The sequence below is a fragment of the Micromonospora sp. ANENR4 genome, from assembly GCF_015354395.1.
Classification (GTDB): Bacteria; Actinomycetota; Actinomycetes; order Mycobacteriales; family Micromonosporaceae; genus Micromonospora; species Micromonospora aurantiaca.
Map to the genome: position 1 here is coordinate 35,065 of NZ_JADKYQ010000012.1, position 16,351 is coordinate 51,415.

The 16,351-nt window shown below is 71.2% G+C and carries 16 protein-coding genes; 1 reads left to right on the top strand and 15 read right to left on the bottom strand.

Annotated features, from left to right (window positions below; all coding sequences use genetic code 11):
• The 15 genes from nuoH to IRY44_RS21405 form a co-directional block, all read right to left on the bottom strand.
• Positions 1-1,356: an NADH-quinone oxidoreductase subunit NuoH gene (gene nuoH / locus IRY44_RS21335; RefSeq protein ID WP_194802034.1), complete on the bottom strand. Its 1,356-nt coding sequence runs from the start codon at positions 1,354-1,356 to the stop codon at positions 1-3.
• Entirely contained in the window at positions 1,353-3,794 is a 2,442-nt protein-coding gene (locus IRY44_RS21340) for an NADH-quinone oxidoreductase subunit G (protein ID WP_194802035.1), read from the bottom strand. The genes nuoH and IRY44_RS21340 overlap by 4 nt, the downstream gene beginning before the upstream one ends.
• Entirely contained in the window at positions 3,794-5,110 is a 1,317-nt protein-coding gene (nuoF, locus tag IRY44_RS21345) for an NADH-quinone oxidoreductase subunit NuoF (RefSeq protein WP_194802036.1), read from the bottom strand. Before nuoF ends, IRY44_RS21340 begins: the two co-directional genes overlap by 1 nt.
• On the bottom strand, positions 5,107-6,201 hold the full coding sequence (gene nuoE, locus IRY44_RS21350; RefSeq protein WP_194802037.1) for an NADH-quinone oxidoreductase subunit NuoE: 1,095 nt from the start codon (positions 6,199-6,201) through the stop codon (positions 5,107-5,109). Before nuoE ends, nuoF begins: the two co-directional genes overlap by 4 nt.
• Entirely contained in the window at positions 6,198-7,523 is a 1,326-nt protein-coding gene (locus tag IRY44_RS21355; protein ID WP_013283604.1) for an NADH-quinone oxidoreductase subunit D, read from the bottom strand. Before IRY44_RS21355 ends, nuoE begins: the two co-directional genes overlap by 4 nt.
• On the bottom strand, positions 7,520-8,251 hold the full coding sequence (locus tag IRY44_RS21360; protein ID WP_194802038.1) for an NADH-quinone oxidoreductase subunit C: 732 nt from the start codon (positions 8,249-8,251) through the stop codon (positions 7,520-7,522). The genes IRY44_RS21355 and IRY44_RS21360 overlap by 4 nt, the downstream gene beginning before the upstream one ends.
• Positions 8,248-8,928 (bottom strand): NADH-quinone oxidoreductase subunit B family protein, encoded by a 681-nt coding sequence (locus IRY44_RS21365; protein WP_013283602.1) that lies wholly within the window; start codon positions 8,926-8,928, stop codon positions 8,248-8,250. The genes IRY44_RS21360 and IRY44_RS21365 overlap by 4 nt, the downstream gene beginning before the upstream one ends.
• Before the next feature lie 11 nt (positions 8,929-8,939).
• The gene (locus tag IRY44_RS21370; protein WP_013283601.1) at positions 8,940-9,305 is read right to left on the bottom strand and encodes an NADH-quinone oxidoreductase subunit A; all 366 of its coding nucleotides are present in this window, start codon (positions 9,303-9,305) and stop codon (positions 8,940-8,942) included.
• 133 nt (positions 9,306-9,438) lie between these two features.
• The gene (locus IRY44_RS21375; RefSeq protein ID WP_030273587.1) at positions 9,439-10,713 is read right to left on the bottom strand and encodes a geranylgeranyl reductase family protein; all 1,275 of its coding nucleotides are present in this window, start codon (positions 10,711-10,713) and stop codon (positions 9,439-9,441) included.
• 134 nt (positions 10,714-10,847) lie between these two features.
• Entirely contained in the window at positions 10,848-11,066 is a 219-nt protein-coding gene (locus IRY44_RS21380) for a hypothetical protein (RefSeq protein WP_030273586.1), read from the bottom strand.
• Positions 11,067-11,140: 74 nt separating this feature from the next.
• A complete protein-coding gene (locus IRY44_RS21385) occupies positions 11,141-11,851 on the bottom strand; it encodes a demethylmenaquinone methyltransferase (protein ID WP_194802039.1) in 711 nt (236 codons plus the stop codon).
• A 99-nt stretch (positions 11,852-11,950) separates the two neighbouring features.
• On the bottom strand, positions 11,951-13,210 hold the full coding sequence (locus IRY44_RS21390; RefSeq protein ID WP_194802040.1) for a cell wall anchor protein: 1,260 nt from the start codon (positions 13,208-13,210) through the stop codon (positions 11,951-11,953).
• 425 nt (positions 13,211-13,635) lie between these two features.
• Entirely contained in the window at positions 13,636-14,826 is a 1,191-nt protein-coding gene (gene mqnC / locus IRY44_RS21395; RefSeq protein ID WP_194802041.1) for a cyclic dehypoxanthinyl futalosine synthase, read from the bottom strand.
• A 73-nt stretch (positions 14,827-14,899) separates the two neighbouring features.
• Positions 14,900-15,310 (bottom strand): type II toxin-antitoxin system VapC family toxin, encoded by a 411-nt coding sequence (locus tag IRY44_RS21400; protein WP_194802042.1) that lies wholly within the window; start codon positions 15,308-15,310, stop codon positions 14,900-14,902.
• On the bottom strand, positions 15,307-15,585 hold the full coding sequence (locus IRY44_RS21405; protein WP_145755709.1) for a type II toxin-antitoxin system Phd/YefM family antitoxin: 279 nt from the start codon (positions 15,583-15,585) through the stop codon (positions 15,307-15,309). Before IRY44_RS21405 ends, IRY44_RS21400 begins: the two co-directional genes overlap by 4 nt.
• A 104-nt stretch (positions 15,586-15,689) precedes the next feature.
• On the opposite strand from IRY44_RS21405, the gene IRY44_RS21410 reads away from it, so the two are divergent.
• Positions 15,690-16,340, top strand: coding sequence for a hypothetical protein (locus tag IRY44_RS21410; RefSeq protein ID WP_269698019.1), 651 nt, complete (start codon positions 15,690-15,692; stop codon positions 16,338-16,340).
• Positions 16,341-16,351: the final 11 nt, after the last annotated feature.

Below are 16,351 nucleotides of genomic sequence, written 5' to 3' on the forward strand. Positions count from 1 at the left end.
TCACACCTCCCTGGAGTCCGGGCCGGCGACCACGTTGGCCGGCTCCCGCTCGGCGAGCACGCGCTTGGTACGCGGGCTCGGCGGAACCTGAAGATCCATCGGCGGCAGCGGGAAGCTGCCGTACGGCCGGGTGTCCGCCTGCTCCTGCAGCGACGGCTTCGGCTCCTTCTTCCGCGACGGCCAGAAGAGCGTGGCCAGCAGCAGCACGCCCGCGCCGACGGCGGTGACGAGCAGCCGGTCCCGGGTCTGCCAGTCCTCGATCGAGCGCAGCCCGGCGAGCACCATGATCCAGACCAGGTTCAGCGGCAGCAGCACCTTCCAGCCGAACCGCATGAACTGGTCGTACCGGAGCCGGGGCAGCGTGCCGCGGAGCCAGACGAAGACGAACACCAGCAGGATGACCTTGCCGAAGAACCACAGCATCGGCCACCAGCCGTCGTTGGCGCCCGACCAGATGGTGATCGGCCACGGGGCGTGCCAGCCGCCGAGGAACAGCGTCACGGTGAACGCCGACATGGTCACCATCGCGACGTACTCGCTGAGCATGAACAGCGCGAACTTCAGCGAGCTGTACTCGGTCTGGAAGCCGGCCACCAGCTCCGACTCCGCCTCGGGCAGGTCGAACGGTGCCCGGTTCGTCTCACCGACGATGGCGATGAAGAACATGATGAAGCTGGGCAGCAGCAGGATCGCGTACCAGCCGGGCGCGGCGAGGTCGAAGCCGCCGATGCTCAGCCGGGTGCCGTCGCCCTGCGCGGCGACGATCCCGCTCGTCGACATGGTGCCCGCGGTCATGAACACCGCGACCACGCTCAGGCCCATGGTGACCTCGTACGAGACCAGCTGGGCCGCCGAGCGCAGACCGCCGAGCAGCGGGTAGGTGGAGCCGCTGGCCCAGCCGCCGAGCACGATGCCGTACACGGCGAGCGAGGAGAAGGCCAGCACCACCAGCACCGCCACCGACACGTCGGTGACCTGCAGCGGCGTCCGGTGCCCGAAGATGCTCACCATCGGCCCGAACGGGATCACCGACAGCGCGGTGACCGCGCAGACCACGGAGATCACCGGGGCGAAGAAGTAGACGACCTTGTCGGCCTTGCGCGGGAGGATGTCCTCCTTGAAGGCCAGCTTCACGCCGTCGGCGAGCGTCTGGAGCAGACCGAACGGGCCGGCCTGGTTGGGGCCGGGCCGCACCGCCATGCGGCCGACGACCCGGCGCTCGAACCAGACGCCGAGCAGCGTGGCCGCCACGGCGACGACGAACGCGAACAGGATCTTGCCGAGGACCAGCCACCACGGGTCCTTGCCGAAGTCGGCAAGCGTCGGGTCCTGCGCCGCGAGGATGACGGGGTTCACTGCACCCACCTTTCGTTCCCGACTGCGGAGACGCTCACCACGTCGCCGGACGTCGCGCCGAGGCCGCGCCGCACGGTGGAGCCGGGTGAGTTGGTCGGCAGCCAGACGACGCCGTCGGGCATCTCGGTGATCGCCGCCGGCAGCGTGATCGCGCCGCGGTCGGTGCCCACCGTGACCGGGTCACCGTCGGCGACACCCAGCGCCTCGGCGGTGCCCTTGCCGAGCCGGACCACCGGCGGGCGGGCGGTGCCGGCGAGGTGCTCGTCGCCGTCGGTGAGGCTGCCCAGGTCGATCAGCTGGTGCCAGGTGGCGAGCACCGCCTCGCCCGGTCCGGGCTGCCGAACGGCGGCCGGCTCGACCGAGGGTGCCGACGGACGCTCGACCCGGGTGCGCGGCAGCGCGCCCAGCTCGCGCCGGATGCTCGGCACGTCACCGGTACCCAGCCGCACGTCGAGCTGCGCGGCGAGCGCGTCGAGGATGCGGGCGTCGGTCATCGCGCCGGTGTCCAGCACCTTCTCGAACGTGCGCAGCCGGCCCTCCCAGTCCAGGAAGCTGCCGGCCTTCTCGACCACCGGCGCGACCGGCAGGACCACGTCGGCGCGGCGGGACACCGCGCTCATCCGCAGTTCCAGGCTGACCAGGAACGGCACCGCGTCCAGTGCGGACTCGGCCAGGCGCGGGTCGGCCAGGTCGGCCGGGTCGACGCCGGCCACCACCAGGGCGCCGATCTGGCCGTTCGCCGCGGCGGTGAGGATGCCGTCGGTGTCGCGGCCGGCCTGGCTGGGGATCACCCCGGCCGGGATGTCCCACGCCTCGCCCAGCTCCGCACGCGCGGCCGGCTCGGTGACGACCCGGCCGCCGGGGAGCAGGTTGGGCAGGCAGCCCGCGTCGACAGCGCCGCGGTCACCCGCGCGCCGCGGCACCCAGACCAGCCGGGCACCGGTACGCCGGGCGACGTCCGCCGCCGCCGACAGGCCGCCCGGCACCTCGGCCAGGCGCTCGCCGACGATGAGGATCGCGCCGGGCTGACCCAGCGCCTCGGCCACCGTGGCGTGCTCGGCCAGCACGCCGGCCTCCTCGCCGGGCACCACCCGAGCCAGCTTGGCCCCGAGCTTCTCCAGGCCGCGCGTGGCGAACGGCGCGAGCGCGTACACAGTGAGCTTCTTCTTCAGGTACGCCTTACGCAGCCGCAGGAAGAGGATCGGGCACTCCTCCTCCGGCTCCAGGCCGACGAGCACCACGGCGGGCGCGTTCTCCACGTCCGTGTAGGTCACGTCGGTGACCCCGGCGACGCTGCTGGCCAGGAAGTCGGCCTCCTCGCGGGAGACCGGGCGGGCCCGGAAGTCGATGTCGTTCGTGTGCAGCGCGATGCGGGCGAACTTCGCGTACGCGTAGGCGTCCTCGACCGTCAGCCGGCCGCCGGTCAGCACCGCCGTGCCGGTCGCGCCGTCGCGGGCCGCGCGCAGCCCCTCGGCGGCCCGGGTGAGCGCCTCGCTCCAGGACGCCTCGCGCAGCTCACCGGTCTTCTCGTCGCGCACCATCGGGGTGCTGATCCGGTCGAACGCGCGGGTGTACTGGAAGCCCCAGCGGCCCTTGTCGCAGTTCCACTCCTCGTTCACCGCCGGGTCGTCGCCGGCCAGCCGGCGCAGCACCTTGCCGCGCCGCCAGTCGGTGCGCTGGGCGCAGCCGGCCGAGCAGTGCTCGCAGACGCTGGGCGTGGAGACCAGGTCGAACGGGCGGGCCCGGAACCGGTACTGGGCGCCGGTCAGCGCGCCCACCGGGCAGATCTGCACGGTGTTGCCGGAGAAGTACGAGTTGAAGGGAACGTCCCCCTCGTCGCCCTCCTCGCCGTACGCGTCGTCCCGGTAGATGTTGATCTCCTCGTGCGAGGAGCGTCCCATCAGGTCGATGAACTTGTCCCCGGCGATCTCCTCGGAGAACCGGGTGCACCGCTGGCAGAGCACGCAGCGCTCACGGTCGAGCAGCACCTGGGTGCTGATCGGCAGCGGCTTCGGGTACTCCCGCTTGTGCTCGTGGAACCGCGAGTCCGTCCGGCCGGTGGACATCGCCTGGTTCTGCAGCGGGCACTCGCCGCCCTTGTCGCACATCGGGCAGTCCAGCGGGTGGTTGAGGAGCAGCAGCTCCATCACCCCCTCCTGGGCCTTCTTGGCGACCGGGGAGGTGAGCTGCGTCCGCACCACCATGCCGTCGGCGACGGTCTGGGTGCAGGAGGCGACCGGCTTGCGCTGGCCCTCCACCTCCACCAGGCACTGCCGGCAGGCACCGGCCGGGGCCAGCAGCGGGTGGTCGCAGAAGCGCGGGATCTCGGTGCCGAGCTGCTCGGCGACGCGGATCAGCAGCGCGCCCTTGGGCGCGGTGACCTCGACGCCGTCGATGGTCAGCGTGACGGTCTCGGTCTGCTTGGCTACGTCGGTCATTAGTGGGCTCCCACCAGCTGCTTGTCGGAGAGCTTCGGCGCGGTACGTCCCTCGATGTAGTCGAGGTAGTCCTGCTTGAAGTACTTCAGCGACGAGGTCACCGAGCTGGTCGCGCCGTCACCCAGACCGCAGAACGAACGGCCGAGGATGTTGTCACAGGTGTCGAGCAGGGTGTCCAGGTCCTCGTGGGTGCCCTGGCCGGACAGGATGCGCCGGTAGACCCGGACCATCCAGTAGTTGCCCTCCCGGCAGGGGGTGCACTTGCCGCACGACTCGTGGTGGTAGAACTCCAGCCACCGGTAGGTCGCGTACACCGGGCAGTCCTGGTCGGAGAAGATCTGCGTGGCGGTGGTGCCCAGGATCGAGCCGGCCCCCGCCACCCCCTCGAAGTCCAGCGGCACGTCCAGGTGCTCGGCGGTCAGCAGCGGCGTCGACGAGCCACCCGGGGTCCAGAACTTCAGGTTGTGCCCGGGCTTCATGCCGCCGGCCAGCTCAATCAGCTCGCGCAGCGTGATCCCCATCGAGCACTCGTACTGGCCCGGTTCGGCGATCCGGCCGGACAGCGAGTAGATCATCGGGCCGGACGACTTCTCCGTGCCCATCGTCTTCCACCAGTCCGCGCCACCGAGCACGATGTACGGCACGCTGGCGATGGTGCCGACGTTGTTGACGACGGTCGGGCTGGCGTACAGGCCGTGGGTCGCCGGGAACGGCGGACGCAGCCGGGGCTGGCCGCGGAAGCCCTCCAGCGAGTCCAGCAACGCGGTCTCCTCACCGCAGATGTACGCCCCGGCGCCGGAGTGCACCACCAGGTCCAGGTCGAAGCCCGAGCCGAGGATGTTCCGGCCGAGGTAACCCTTGGCGTACGCCTCGTCGACGGCGCTGCGCAGCCGGCGGGCGGCGTGCACCGCCTCACCGCGGATGTAGATGTACGCCCGGTTGGCCCGGATCGCGTACGAGGCGATGATGACGCCCTCGACCAGCGAGTGCGGGTCGTGGGTCATCAGCGGCAGGTCCTTGCAGGTGCCCGGCTCGCCCTCGTCGGCGTTCACCACCAGGTAGTGCGGCTTCCCGTCGCCCTGCGGGATGAAGCCCCACTTGAGACCGGTCGGGAAGCCTGCGCCGCCCCGGCCACGCAGTCCGGAGTCCTTGACCAGCTGGATCAGGTCGTCCGGGTGCGCGTTGAGCGCCTTGCGCAGGGCGGCGTAGCCGTCCAGCTTCTCGTAGGTGCCGAGCCGCCACGCGTCCGGCGAGAGCCAGCGCTTGGTGAGCACCGGCGTGAGCTTGGCCAGCGTCTCCGGCCGAGGAGTGGTCACTTGCGGACCCCCGATCCGTTCGCGTCCGCCGGGTCGGCGCCGTCCGCGCCCGTACCGGACTCCGCTTCCTTGAGGTTGCGCTCCTGCGCGCCGGCCGCGTCGCCGGCGGGCTTGCCGTCACCGGCCGGCGGGTTCGCCGCCACGCCGGCCGCCTCCGCCGCCCGCGCGTCGCGCGGCGCCGGTGCCGGTCCGTCCACCGGGACCTTGGTGCCGGGGGCGTCCGGCACCGGAGTGCTCGCGTCCGGCTGCCGGGTCTCGGCGGTACGCACCTGCGGCGACTTGGCGTCCGGTGCCTTCACGTCCGGCGCGGTGCTGCCGGAGGCCGTCTTCGGCTCGGCCGGCTCGGGCGCGGGGGCCGGCTTGGCGGCCTCGGCCTTCGCCTTCGCCTCGGCGGCGGCCCGGTCGGCCTCGGCCTTGCTGCGGATCGGGGTCTTCGGGTCGAAGCCCGGTACCGAGACGCCGTGCTGCTCGGCCAGGCGCAGACCGCGCAGGCTCGGCTCGCCCGGCCCGCCGTCGGCCACCGCGCCGTCGCGCTCGTCGGCGAAACCGGCGAGCTGGACCGCCATCTCCTTGAGCGTGCACAGCCGCGCCCCACGGGTCGGCATCGGCCGGCCACCGGCGCGCAGCTCCTCGACCACGTCGACCGCGCCCTGCGGCTCCACGTTGTCGAAGAAGTCGTAGTTGACTGTCATCACCGGGCCGTAGTCGCACGCCGCCAGGCACTCGGCGTGCTCCAGAGTGATCTTCCCGTCGGCGGTGGTCTCCTCGTGCCCGACGCCGAGGTGCTCGGCCAGGGTGTCGTAGACCTTCTGCCCGCCGAGCACGTCGCACATGGTGTTTGTGCAGACGCTGACCAAGTAGTCACCGGTGGGCTTGCGCTTGTACATGGTGTAGAAGGTGGCGACGGCGCCGACCTGGGCCTTGTTGAGCCCGAGCACCTCGGCGCAGAACTCGACACCGGCCGGGGAGACGTAGCCCTCCTCGGACTGGACCAGGTGCAGCAGCGGCAGCAGCGCCGAGCGGGACCGGTCCGCCGGGTACCGGGCGATGATCTCCCGGGCCCGGGCGCGAGTCGTTTCGGTAAAGCTCATCGGTCACAACCACCCATCACGGGGTCCAGCGAGGCGCCGCCGGCGATCACGTCGGCGATCAGGCCGCCCTCGGCCATCGCCGGCAGGGCCTGGAGGTTGACGAAGCTCGGCTCCCGGTAGTGCACCCGGTAGGGCCGGGTGCCGCCGTCGGACACCGCGTGCACGCCCAGCTCGCCGCGGGGCGACTCGATGCCGACGTACACCTGGCCCGGCGGAACCCGGAAGCCCTCGGTGACGAGCTTGAAGTGGTGGATCAGCGACTCCATCGACTGACCCATGATCTTGGCGACGTGCTCCAGCGAGTTGCCCATGCCGTCCACGCCGATGGCCAGCTGCGCCGGCCAGGCGATCTTCTTGTCGGACACCATCACCGGGCCGGGCTTCAGGCGGTCCAGTGCCTGCTCGATCAGCTTCAGCGACTCGCGGATCTCCGCCACCCGCACCAGGTAGCGGCCCCACACGTCACCGTCGGTGTGCGTCGGCACGTCGAACTCGTACGTCTCGTACCCGCAGTACGGCATCGTCTTGCGCAGGTCCCAGGCGAGACCCGCGGACCGCAGCACCGGGCCGGTGACGCCGAGCGCCATGCAGGCGGTCACGTCGAGCACCGCGACGTGTTGCGTACGCTCCAGCCAGATCGGCTGGCCGGAGAGCAGGTTCTCGTACTCCTTGAGCCGCTTCGGCATGAGCTGGAGGAAGTCGCGGATCTTGCGGATCGCGTCGTCCGGCACGTCCTGCGCCACACCGCCCGGCCGCACGTACGCGTGGTTCATCCGCAGGCCGGTGATGGTCTCGAAGATGTCGAGGACGTACTCCCGCTCGCGGAAGCCGTACAGCATCATGTTGATCGCGCCCAGCTCCATGGCGGTGGTCGCCAGCCAGACCAGGTGCGACGAGACGCGGTTGAGCTCCATCATCAGCACGCGGATGGTGGTGGCCCGCTCGGTGATGTCGTCGGTGATGCCGAGCAGCTTCTCCACCGCGAGCGCGTACGCCGTCTCGTTGAACAGCGGCGAGAGGTAGTCCATCCGGGTCACGAACGTCGAACCCTGGACCCAGTTGCGGTACTCCAGGTTCTTCTCGATGCCGGTGTGCAGGTAGCCGATGACCGAGCGGGCCTCGCGGACCGTCTCGCCCTCCAGCTCCAGGACCAGCCGGAGCACGCCGTGGGTGGACGGGTGCTGCGGACCCATGTTGACGACGATCCGCTCGTCGTTGATCGGGTCCGTGCCGGAGACGACCTCGTCCCAGTCCCCGCCGGTGACGGTGAAGACCTTGCCCTCGGTCGTCTCGCGCTCGGTCGCGTAGTTCGACGTGGTCATTGGTACGACCTCCTACGGTCCGGCGGCGGGATCTCCGCACCCTTGTACTCGACGGGGACGCCGCCCAGCGGGTAGTCCTTGCGCTGCGGGTGCCCCTCCCAGTCGTCCGGCATGAGGATCCGGGTCAGGGCGGGGTGGCCGTCGAAGACGACGCCGAACATGTCGTACGTCTCCCGCTCCTGCCAGTCGGCGGTCGGGTAGACGGCGGTGACGCTCGGGACGTGCGGCTCCTCGACGGAGACCGCCACCTCCAGCCGGACGCTGCGGCGGTAGGTCATCGAGGTCAGCTGGTAGACCACGTGCAGGCGGCGCTCCTGCGCGCCCAGGTAGTCCACACCGGACACCGACGAGAGCAGCTCGAAGCGCAGCGCGAGGTCGTCGCGCATCACCTGGCAGACCTCGGCGATCCGCTCCGGGCGGACGTGCAGGGTCAGCTCGCCTCGGTCGACCACGACCTTCTCGATCGCGTCGCCGAAGTCCGGATACGCCTCCTCCAGCGCGTCCCGCACCTCGTCGAAGTAGCTCCCGTACGGCCGGGCCGCCTCCTCGATGGGCTTACGCGGGCGGACCAGGCCGCCGTAACCGGAGACGTCACCGGTGCCCTGATTGCCGAACATGCCCCGGCCGGCCGGGCTGGCCGGCGGGTACTCCGCCGGGGCGGTGGAGCTGGCACCGACCGGGGTGGTGGGTACCGGCACCCCGCCGTCGTTGTTCTTGTCGTCACTCATTTCGGGCCCCTATGCGACGCCTGAAGGTGGTTCTGCGCCTTCATCCAGTTCTCGATCCGCAGCTGCTCCTCACGCCCCTCGCGGACCGCCTTCGTCCACTCGGCACGGCGAGCCTTGTCGCTGCGGTACGACGAGGGCATCGAGCCGTACGGCACCACCGGCACGTCGCCGCGCGCCTGGCGGGCCTCCAGCATCTTGCGGCCGTTCGGGCCCAGCGGCTCGTGCATGATCTTCTCGCGCAGCTTGAGCACCGCGTCGATGAGCATCTCCGGCCGGGGCGGGCAGCCGGGGAGGTACATGTCGACCGGGACGACGTGGTCGACGCCCTGCACGATGGCGTAGTTGTTGAACATGCCACCGCTGCTGGCGCAGACGCCCATCGAGATGACCCAGCGGGGCTCGGCCATCTGGTCGTAGATCTGGCGCAGGACCGGTGCCATCTTCTGGCTCACCCGGCCGGCCACGATCATCAGGTCCGCCTGGCGGGGCGAGGCGCGGAAGACCTCCATGCCCCAGCGGCCCATGTCGTAGTGCGGGCCGCCCGCCGCCATCATCTCGATGGCGCAGCAGGCCAGACCGAACGTGGCGCCCCAGACCGAGGTCTTCCGCGTCCAGTTGACCAGCTTCTCGACGCTGGTGAGCAGGACGCCGGAGGGGAGCTTCTCCTCGATGCCCATCTGCTACCTCCTCAGTCCCAGTCCAGGCCGCCGCGACGCCACACATAGGCGTACGCGACGAAGACCGCGACGATGAACAGGACCATCTCCACGAAGCCGAAGATCGGCAGGGCGTCGAAGGAGACCGCCCAGGGGTAGAGGAAGATGATCTCGATGTCGAAGACGATGAAGAGCATCGCCGTCAGGTAGAACTTGATCGGGAACCGGCCGCCGCCGACCGGCTGCGGGCTCGGCTCGATGCCACACTCGTACGCCTCGAGCTTGGCCTTGTTCAGACGCCGCGGGCCGGCGAGTCGGGCAGCGGCCACGGAGAACAGCGCGAACGCCGCAGCGAGGGCGAACAGCCCGATGATGGGTGCGTAAGGAGAGAGCGTCATCGTTGTCCCCTGCTCGTCCTTCCCTGACCTCGGTGGTTGGCCAAAATCACACTATTCACGTCCCTCACGACCTCGGTCGGCGGGGTCGATCTCTGTCCGGCCCGTGGGCGTTCCGCCCCGGGCCGGTCGTCTTCTACACGGCCGGAGCCACCTTCGTCATCGCGTTGATGACCCGGTCCATCGCGTCCCCGCCGCGCGGGTCGGTCAGGTTGGCCAGCAGCTTGAGCACGAAGCGCATGAGCATCGGGTGCGGCATGCCGTGCTTGGTCGCCATCCGCATGATCTCGGGGCGGCCGATGAGCTTCACGAAGACGCCGCCGAGCCGGTAGTAGCCGCCGAAGCGGGCCTTCAGCTCCTGCGGGTACGCCATCAGCGCCCGCTCCCGCTCCGCGCCGGCCGGGCGGGCCAGCGCCTGCACGACGACCTCTGCGGCCATCTCGCCCGACTCCATCGCGTACGCGATGCCCTCGCCGTTGAACGGGTTGACCATGCCGCCGGAGTCACCGACGAGCAGCACGCCGCGGGTGTAGTGCGGGACGCGGTTGAAGCCCATCGGCAGCGCGGCGCCGAGGATCGGACCCTCCGCGTTGGACTCGTCGGTCATCCCCCAGTCCTCGGGGGTGTTCGCGAGCCAGTCGGTGAGCAGCTTGCGGTAGTTCGTCTTGCCGAACGCCGAGGAGGAGTTCAGCACGCCCAGGCCGACGTTCACCCGGCCGTCGCCGAGGCCGAAGATCCAGCCGTAGCCGGGCAGCAGCGCGTCGCTGCCCTTGGCCCGCAGTTCCAGCCAGGACTCCAGGTAGTCGTCGTCGTGCTTCGCGGGCGAGCGGTAGTAGCGGCGGACGGCCACGCCGATCGGGCGGTCCTCCCGCTTGGCGAGCCCGAGGGCGAGCGGGAAGCGGCCGGAGACGCCGTCGGCGGCGACCACGAGCGGCGCGTGGAACGTGGCGGGTTCCTTGTCCGGGCCGACCTCGGCCTGCACGCCGATCACCCGGTCGTCTGCGCCGAGCACCGGCCCGAGGACGTTGACGCTGGTCTGCAGCTTCGCCCCGGCGGCGACCGCACGCTGGGCGAGCAGGTCGTCGAAGTCGAGCCGGGTGCGCACCAGGCCGTAGTTGGGGAAGCTGGCCAGGTCGGGCCAGTCCAGTTCCAGGCGTATGCCGCCGCCGATCACCCGGAGGCCCTTGTTGTGCAGCCAGCCCGCCTCGGGCGAGGTGTCCACGCCCATCCGGATCAGCTGCCGCACGGCGCGGGGCGTGAGCCCGTCGCCGCAGACCTTCTCCCGGGGAAACTCCGTCTTCTCCAGCAGCAGCACGCGTACGCCGTGCCGCGCCAGGTGGTACGCCGTGGCCGATCCTCCGGGACCGGCGCCCACGACGATGACGTCGGCGTCGTTCTCCACCGCGGTCATCCGCGCCTCCTCCCGCATGCTCGTGAAATGCTTCACAAGCCGATCCGGTTGGAGTCTATGACCGGCGTTACACCAGTACGCGCTGAGGGGGGCCTAACTTCGCGGAAACGCGCCGGTAAGAGCGTCGAGACCGGTCAGGGGCGCGCCTGCGCGGCCGGTCCGAGCCCGGCGTCGAGGCGGATCGCCTCGGGCAGATGGTCGCGCAACGCCCCACCGGCGGCCCGGTCCAGCGCGGCCAGCACCTCGGCGACGACCTGCCGGACATCGGCGGGATCCGCGCCGGCCAGCTCGCGGAGCTGCGCGATCAGCTCGGCGGCGTCGTCGTCGGTGGCGGCCTGGTCTGGTCCCGTCATGGGGGCGAGCCTACGGAACAAAGTAGACCAAAACCGGATATTCACGAAATGACCAGCGTCAGCTGGTCGGACGGTCAGTTTCGGACGGCCCGGTGCAGCGCCACGACGCCGCCGGTCAGGTTGCGCCACGCCACCCGGCCCCAGCCGGCCGCGCCGATCCGCGCGGCCAGCGCCGCCTGGTCCGGCCAGGCCCGGATCGACTCCGCCAGGTAGACGTAGGCGTCCGGATTGCTCGACACCGCGCGGGCCACCGCCGGCAACGACCGCATCAGGTACGACAGGTAGACAGTGCGGAACGCCGGGTTCACCGGAGTGCTGAACTCGCACACCACCAGCCGCCCGCCCGGCCGGGTCACCCGGGCCAGTTCGGTCAGCGCCGCGTCGGTGTCGTTGACGTTGCGCAGCGCGAAGGAGATGGTCACCGCGTCGAAGCTGGCGTCGGCGAACGGCAACCGCAGCGCGTCCCCGGCCAGCAGCGGAACGGCCGGTCGGGTGCGCTTGCCCGCGTACAGCATGCCCAGCGACAGGTCCGCGCCGACCGCGTACGCCCCGGAGTGGGCCAGTTCCTCGGTCGACACACCGGTGCCGGCGCCCACGTCCAGCACCCGCTCGCCCGGCCGCAACCCGAGCGCCGCCCGGGTGGCCCGCCGCCACGACCGGTCCTGCCCGAACGACAGGACGGTGTTCGTCAGGTCGTAGCGGGCCGCGACACCGTCGAACATCGCGGCGACCTCGTGCGGCTGCTTGTCCAGGCTGGCGCGCTGGCCCTGCGGGGTACGGCTCACCCCTCCACTCTGCCAGCCGCGCCGCCCCCGGCTCCCCCCCGGGTACGCGACAGGGCGGGATGGTCACCCACCCCGCCCTGGTCGCGTATCGGTCCCCGGTCAGTCGCCGGTGCGCTCCTCGCCCGGAGCGACGAGGACCACCTTGCGGCGGCGGGACAGCATCATCAGCACCGCGCCGGCGGCGAGCACCGCCGCGCCGATGCCGCCGATCAGGCCGACCTGCATGCCGGTCACCGGCAGGCCACCGTCGCCGGTGCCGCCACCCGTGCCACCACCGGCGGTCGGGGTCGGCACCGCCGTAGCGCCACCGGTCGGCGTCGGCTGGGCGGTCGGCGACGAGGTCGGGCCGGCGGTCGGCGTCGGACTCGGGGTCGACTGCGGGCTCTGGTCGACGAAGACGTCGAACTGGGCGGTGTTGTCACCGTCGTCGGCCTCGGAGAACGCGCGGCGCTGCGCCGATGTGGCGACCTTCGGCTTCTCCTCCGGCGTGCCGGCGGCCGAGTCCAGCCCGGCGGCCCAGACGAAGCCCGGGCGGAGCAGCTTCTCGGTCACGTCCGCGCCGACAGTCACCCGGACGTCGGCGGTGTAGTACTGGCCGGGCTTGAGCACCGCGCCCAGGTCCTCGCAGTACGCGTTGGCGAAGCCGCCCAGGTTCTGCTCGACGCAGCCGTCGGGCAGCTTCGCGAAGGTGACACCGGCCGGCAGCGCGATGCCGTACTTGATGCCGGTGGCGCGCTCGCTGCCGTCGTTGAACACGGCCCAGTCCAGCGGCGCGGTCTCGCCCGGCCGGACCGGGCGCAGGCCCGCCTCGTCGGCGTCGTCGCCGTCGACGGCCACGCCGGCGTACACGTCCTGGACCCAGGTCGTGAGGTCGTAGCCGGGGTCGGTGACGGTGATGTCGTGGTCGACCGAGTCGAGCACGCCGGTGCCGTTCGCCGCGCTGATCGAGACCGTGAGCGTGCCGGCCGCGCCCTTGCCGCCGGTGGAGAACAGCGGGAGGCCGAAGTCCTCAGTGGTGCCGGCGGGCAGGTCGCCGAGCAGGCAGGAGAAGGTGGTGCCACGGATGTCGCAGCCGGCCGGGACCAGCACGCCGACCTTGGCGGTCTTGAGGCCCTTCGTCTCGACGGTGACCCGGACGTCCTTCGCGTCGACGGTTCCCAGGGTGTTGTTCACCTGGAACTTGAACGGCTTGGCCTTCGCCTCGGTGACGCCCTTGGCGAGCTGGTAGCTGAGCGGGATGAGCTGGAGGTCGGCCTTGCCAGCGGCCTGTGCCGGGCCGGCGGCGGCGCCGAGACCGGCGGTGGAGAGCAGGGCCACGACGCCGGCGCGGGCCAGCGTGGACCGGTAGCGGAAGGTCATTGTTCCCCCGGGGGTAGGGACTCGTGATCACGTGCCGAACGAACGGACGGTACCGGAGCGACGCATCGTCACACCACCGTCCTGCGGTGGGAATTCCATCGATCCCGGCAGACGGCAGGGGCGGGATGGATGACCCATCCCGCCCCTGCCGCGGTGCGTTATGTGAACGGCCCTCATGGGCCGATGGAGGACGACGGTCCGACGGACGCCGCAAGCGTAATGGCGTCGTCGGCTCACCGGGCCGTGCTCGACCGGGTCGCCGCCGACCTGTTACCTGCCTGCTCGCGGCCCGGATCGGTGGTGTCGCGCGGGCAGGCTAGCCGTCGGTGATCACGCAGGTGAAGACCCCTGGCCGAAGCTTCACCGGAAACGGGCGGAGCTCCGGCCGCACGACGGAGGCCGACCGGCCGAACGGCGGAACCGGGTCAGTTGACCTCGACCAGCGGCAGCGACCTCCCGGCGCCGCCGCCCGGCAGGGCGATCGACGAGAAGTGCGAGACGACGCGGTCGTCGCTCGGGTCGTCCGCGGGCGTGTGGTGCACCGCGAGCCGGTTGTAGAGCGTGTCCCGCTGGGCCGGGATCCGGTCGGCCGACCGGATCATGCCGATCAGCTCGTGCAGGTTCGACCGGTGCCGGGCACCGGCCGAGGAGATGACGTTCTCCTCCAGCATGATCGAGCCGAGGTCGTCCACGCCCATGTGCAACGCGAGCTGCCCGACGTCCTTGCCGGTGGTCAGCCAGGACGCCTGCAGGTGCGGGACCGTCTCGAAGAACAGGCGGGCCACCGCGACCAGGCGCAGGTATTCCAGCGTGGTCGCCTGGGTGCGGCCCTTCAGGTGGTTGTTCTCCGGCTGGTACGTCCACGGGATGAAGGCCCGGAAACCGCCGGTGCGGTCCTGCACGTCGCGAATCATTCGCAGGTGCTCGATGCGCTCGGCGTTGGTCTCGCCGGTGCCCATCATCATGGTGGCCGTCGACTCCAGGCCCTGCCGGTGCGCCAGCTCCATGACCTCCAGCCAGCGCGCGCCGGACTCCTTCAGCGGCGCGATCGCCTTACGCGGCCGGTCCGGCAGCATCTCGGCGCCGGCGCCGGCGATCGAGTCCAGGCCGGCGGCCTTGATCCGGGCGATGGCCTCGTCCAGGCTCACGCCGGAGACCTTCGCCATGTGCAGGATCTCGCTCGGGCCGATCGAGTGGATGGCGAGCTGCGGGTACGCCTTCTTGACCGAGGAGAACAGCTCCTCGTAGTACTCGACGCCGTAGTCCGGGTGGTGCCCGCCCTGGAGCATGACTTGGGTGGCACCCAGCTCGACCGCCTCGCCGCAACGGCGCAGGATCTCCTCGGTCGGGTGGGTCCAGCCCTCCTTGTGCTTGGGGGCCCGGTAGAACGCGCAGAACTTGCACGCCGTCACGCAGACGTTCGTGTAGTTGATGTTGCGGTCGATGAGGTACGTGACGATGTTGTCCGGGTAGCGGCGTCGCCGTACCGCGTCGGCCGCCTCGCCCAGCGCGTGGAAGGGCGCGTCGGTGTAGAGCAGCAGCGCCTCCTCGGGCGTGATCCGCCCGCCGTCCGCGCCGCGTTGCAGGATGTCGTCGATCTCCCGGTTCGCCGTCACATCCCCGAGCGTACGTCGCGGGCCCGACGGCGGGAAACGCCACTCCTCACCCGGTGACGAGAGACCCACCCGGTCAAGGCATGCCCGGACTGGCCACTGGCAGCCCGATCGCCTTGGCCGCCTCCAGCAGCCGCTTGTCGTACGTGACGAATGCGACGAACTCGGCCGCCGCCTGCCGGGCCAGGATCTCGGCGGTGGCGAGGTGAACGGCGTCCAGGCTGCGCAGCATCGGCTCCGGATACGCGCCCGCCGTCGCCCGGACCGTGGCATCGATCTCGACCCGGTAGAGACGTCCCAGCAGCGAGGGGACACCCACCAGCGCCTGTGGAGCGGCTCGACGCAACGCCCGTGGCACCTCCACCTCGACGAGGGCTGACGACACCAAGGCGGTGCCGGCGCGCTCGTTCAGCCAGCCGAGCAGATCCGCCGTCTCCGCCTCCCGCCGCAGCATCTTGATGACCGCCGCCGAGTCGAGGTAGATCACCAGCGCTCCTCGTCGCGCGCCTCGACCAGCGCGGCCGCCGCGTCCACCGCGGGATCCCCGAGCACCGGCGGCATCGGGACCGGGCCGGTCGTGGTCGGGGCCATGGCCCGGCCCTCGGCCACCAACCGGCCGAGAAGCGCGTCACCGGCCAGCACCGGCACGAGGCGGGCGATCGGCTCACCCCGATCGGTCACCTCGACCGTCTCACCGGCGCGCACCCGCGCCAGCACCCGGCTGGTGTGCTGATTCAACTCCCGGACGGCGATCTGCTCCATGAGGCAAGTGTAGGACGTAACGTTCTACGCGTCACGGATGGCGGTCGACCCGAAACGCCACTGCGGGAAGCGGAGCGCTGGCGCCGCCCGCCTACGCTCCTGGCGTGTCAGTCGTATCGCCCCCGCCCACCCCCGTACACGTGGCCGGCGCCCGCTCCGCCCTCTGGTCCCTCACCATGACCGCCGTGCTCGTCGGCTTCGGCCTCGCCGTGATCGCGGTCAGCGCGGTGGTCGGCCACCTCACCGTGGGACTGCCGATCGCGGTGCCGATCTCCGTCGCCCTGGCCGGCTGCCTCGCCTTCGCGGTCGGCCTGCGCCTGCTGCACCGGGGCTGGTGGCTGACCCTCCTGTCGGTGCTGCCGGCCATGTTCGTGCTGGTGGGCACCGTGCAGCTCGCGCCGGAGTCGGTCCTTCGGGAACGCGGCGTCGCCCAGCAGGTGACCATCACCGACGTGGAGACCGTCGGCAAGCGGCACGAGTTCGTCCTCCAGGGCGACTCCGGCCGGCTCGACGAGCCGCTGGTCTACCGGGGCAGCTCCCCCGGCTACCGGGTCGGCCAGCGGCTGACGGTGCTCGTCGACCCGCGGGGCGAGGTGGAACTGGCCGACGCGCGGGACGTGGACCCGGACGGGAAGCGGGGCATGCTCGTGCTCGGCGCGGCGGGATGGACCCTGTTCGCGCTGGTCGGCGGATGGCGCGGCCATGTCAGCCGGGCCCGTGGCCGCGCCGCCACGGCACCGCCCGTGATGCTCTGACCCGGCGACGC

Coding starts and splice junctions, on each gene's coding strand:
- IRY44_RS21380 (WP_030273586.1), bottom strand. CDS start 11,066: ATGACGGGACCAGACCAGGCCGCCACCGACGACGACGCCGCCGAGCTG.
- IRY44_RS21340 (WP_194802035.1), bottom strand. CDS start 3,794: ATGACCGACGTAGCCAAGCAGACCGAGACCGTCACGCTGACCATCGAC.
- IRY44_RS21360 (WP_194802038.1), bottom strand. CDS start 8,251: ATGAGTGACGACAAGAACAACGACGGCGGGGTGCCGGTACCCACCACC.
- IRY44_RS21375 (WP_030273587.1), bottom strand. CDS start 10,713: ATGACCGCGGTGGAGAACGACGCCGACGTCATCGTCGTGGGCGCCGGT.
- nuoE (WP_194802037.1), bottom strand. CDS start 6,201: ATGAGCTTTACCGAAACGACTCGCGCCCGGGCCCGGGAGATCATCGCC.
- IRY44_RS21390 (WP_194802040.1), bottom strand. CDS start 13,210: ATGACCTTCCGCTACCGGTCCACGCTGGCCCGCGCCGGCGTCGTGGCC.
- IRY44_RS21355 (WP_013283604.1), bottom strand. CDS start 7,523: ATGACCACGTCGAACTACGCGACCGAGCGCGAGACGACCGAGGGCAAG.
- IRY44_RS21405 (WP_145755709.1), bottom strand. CDS start 15,585: ATGGAGCAGATCGCCGTCCGGGAGTTGAATCAGCACACCAGCCGGGTG.
- IRY44_RS21370 (WP_013283601.1), bottom strand. CDS start 9,305: ATGACGCTCTCTCCTTACGCACCCATCATCGGGCTGTTCGCCCTCGCT.
- IRY44_RS21365 (WP_013283602.1), bottom strand. CDS start 8,928: ATGGGCATCGAGGAGAAGCTCCCCTCCGGCGTCCTGCTCACCAGCGTC.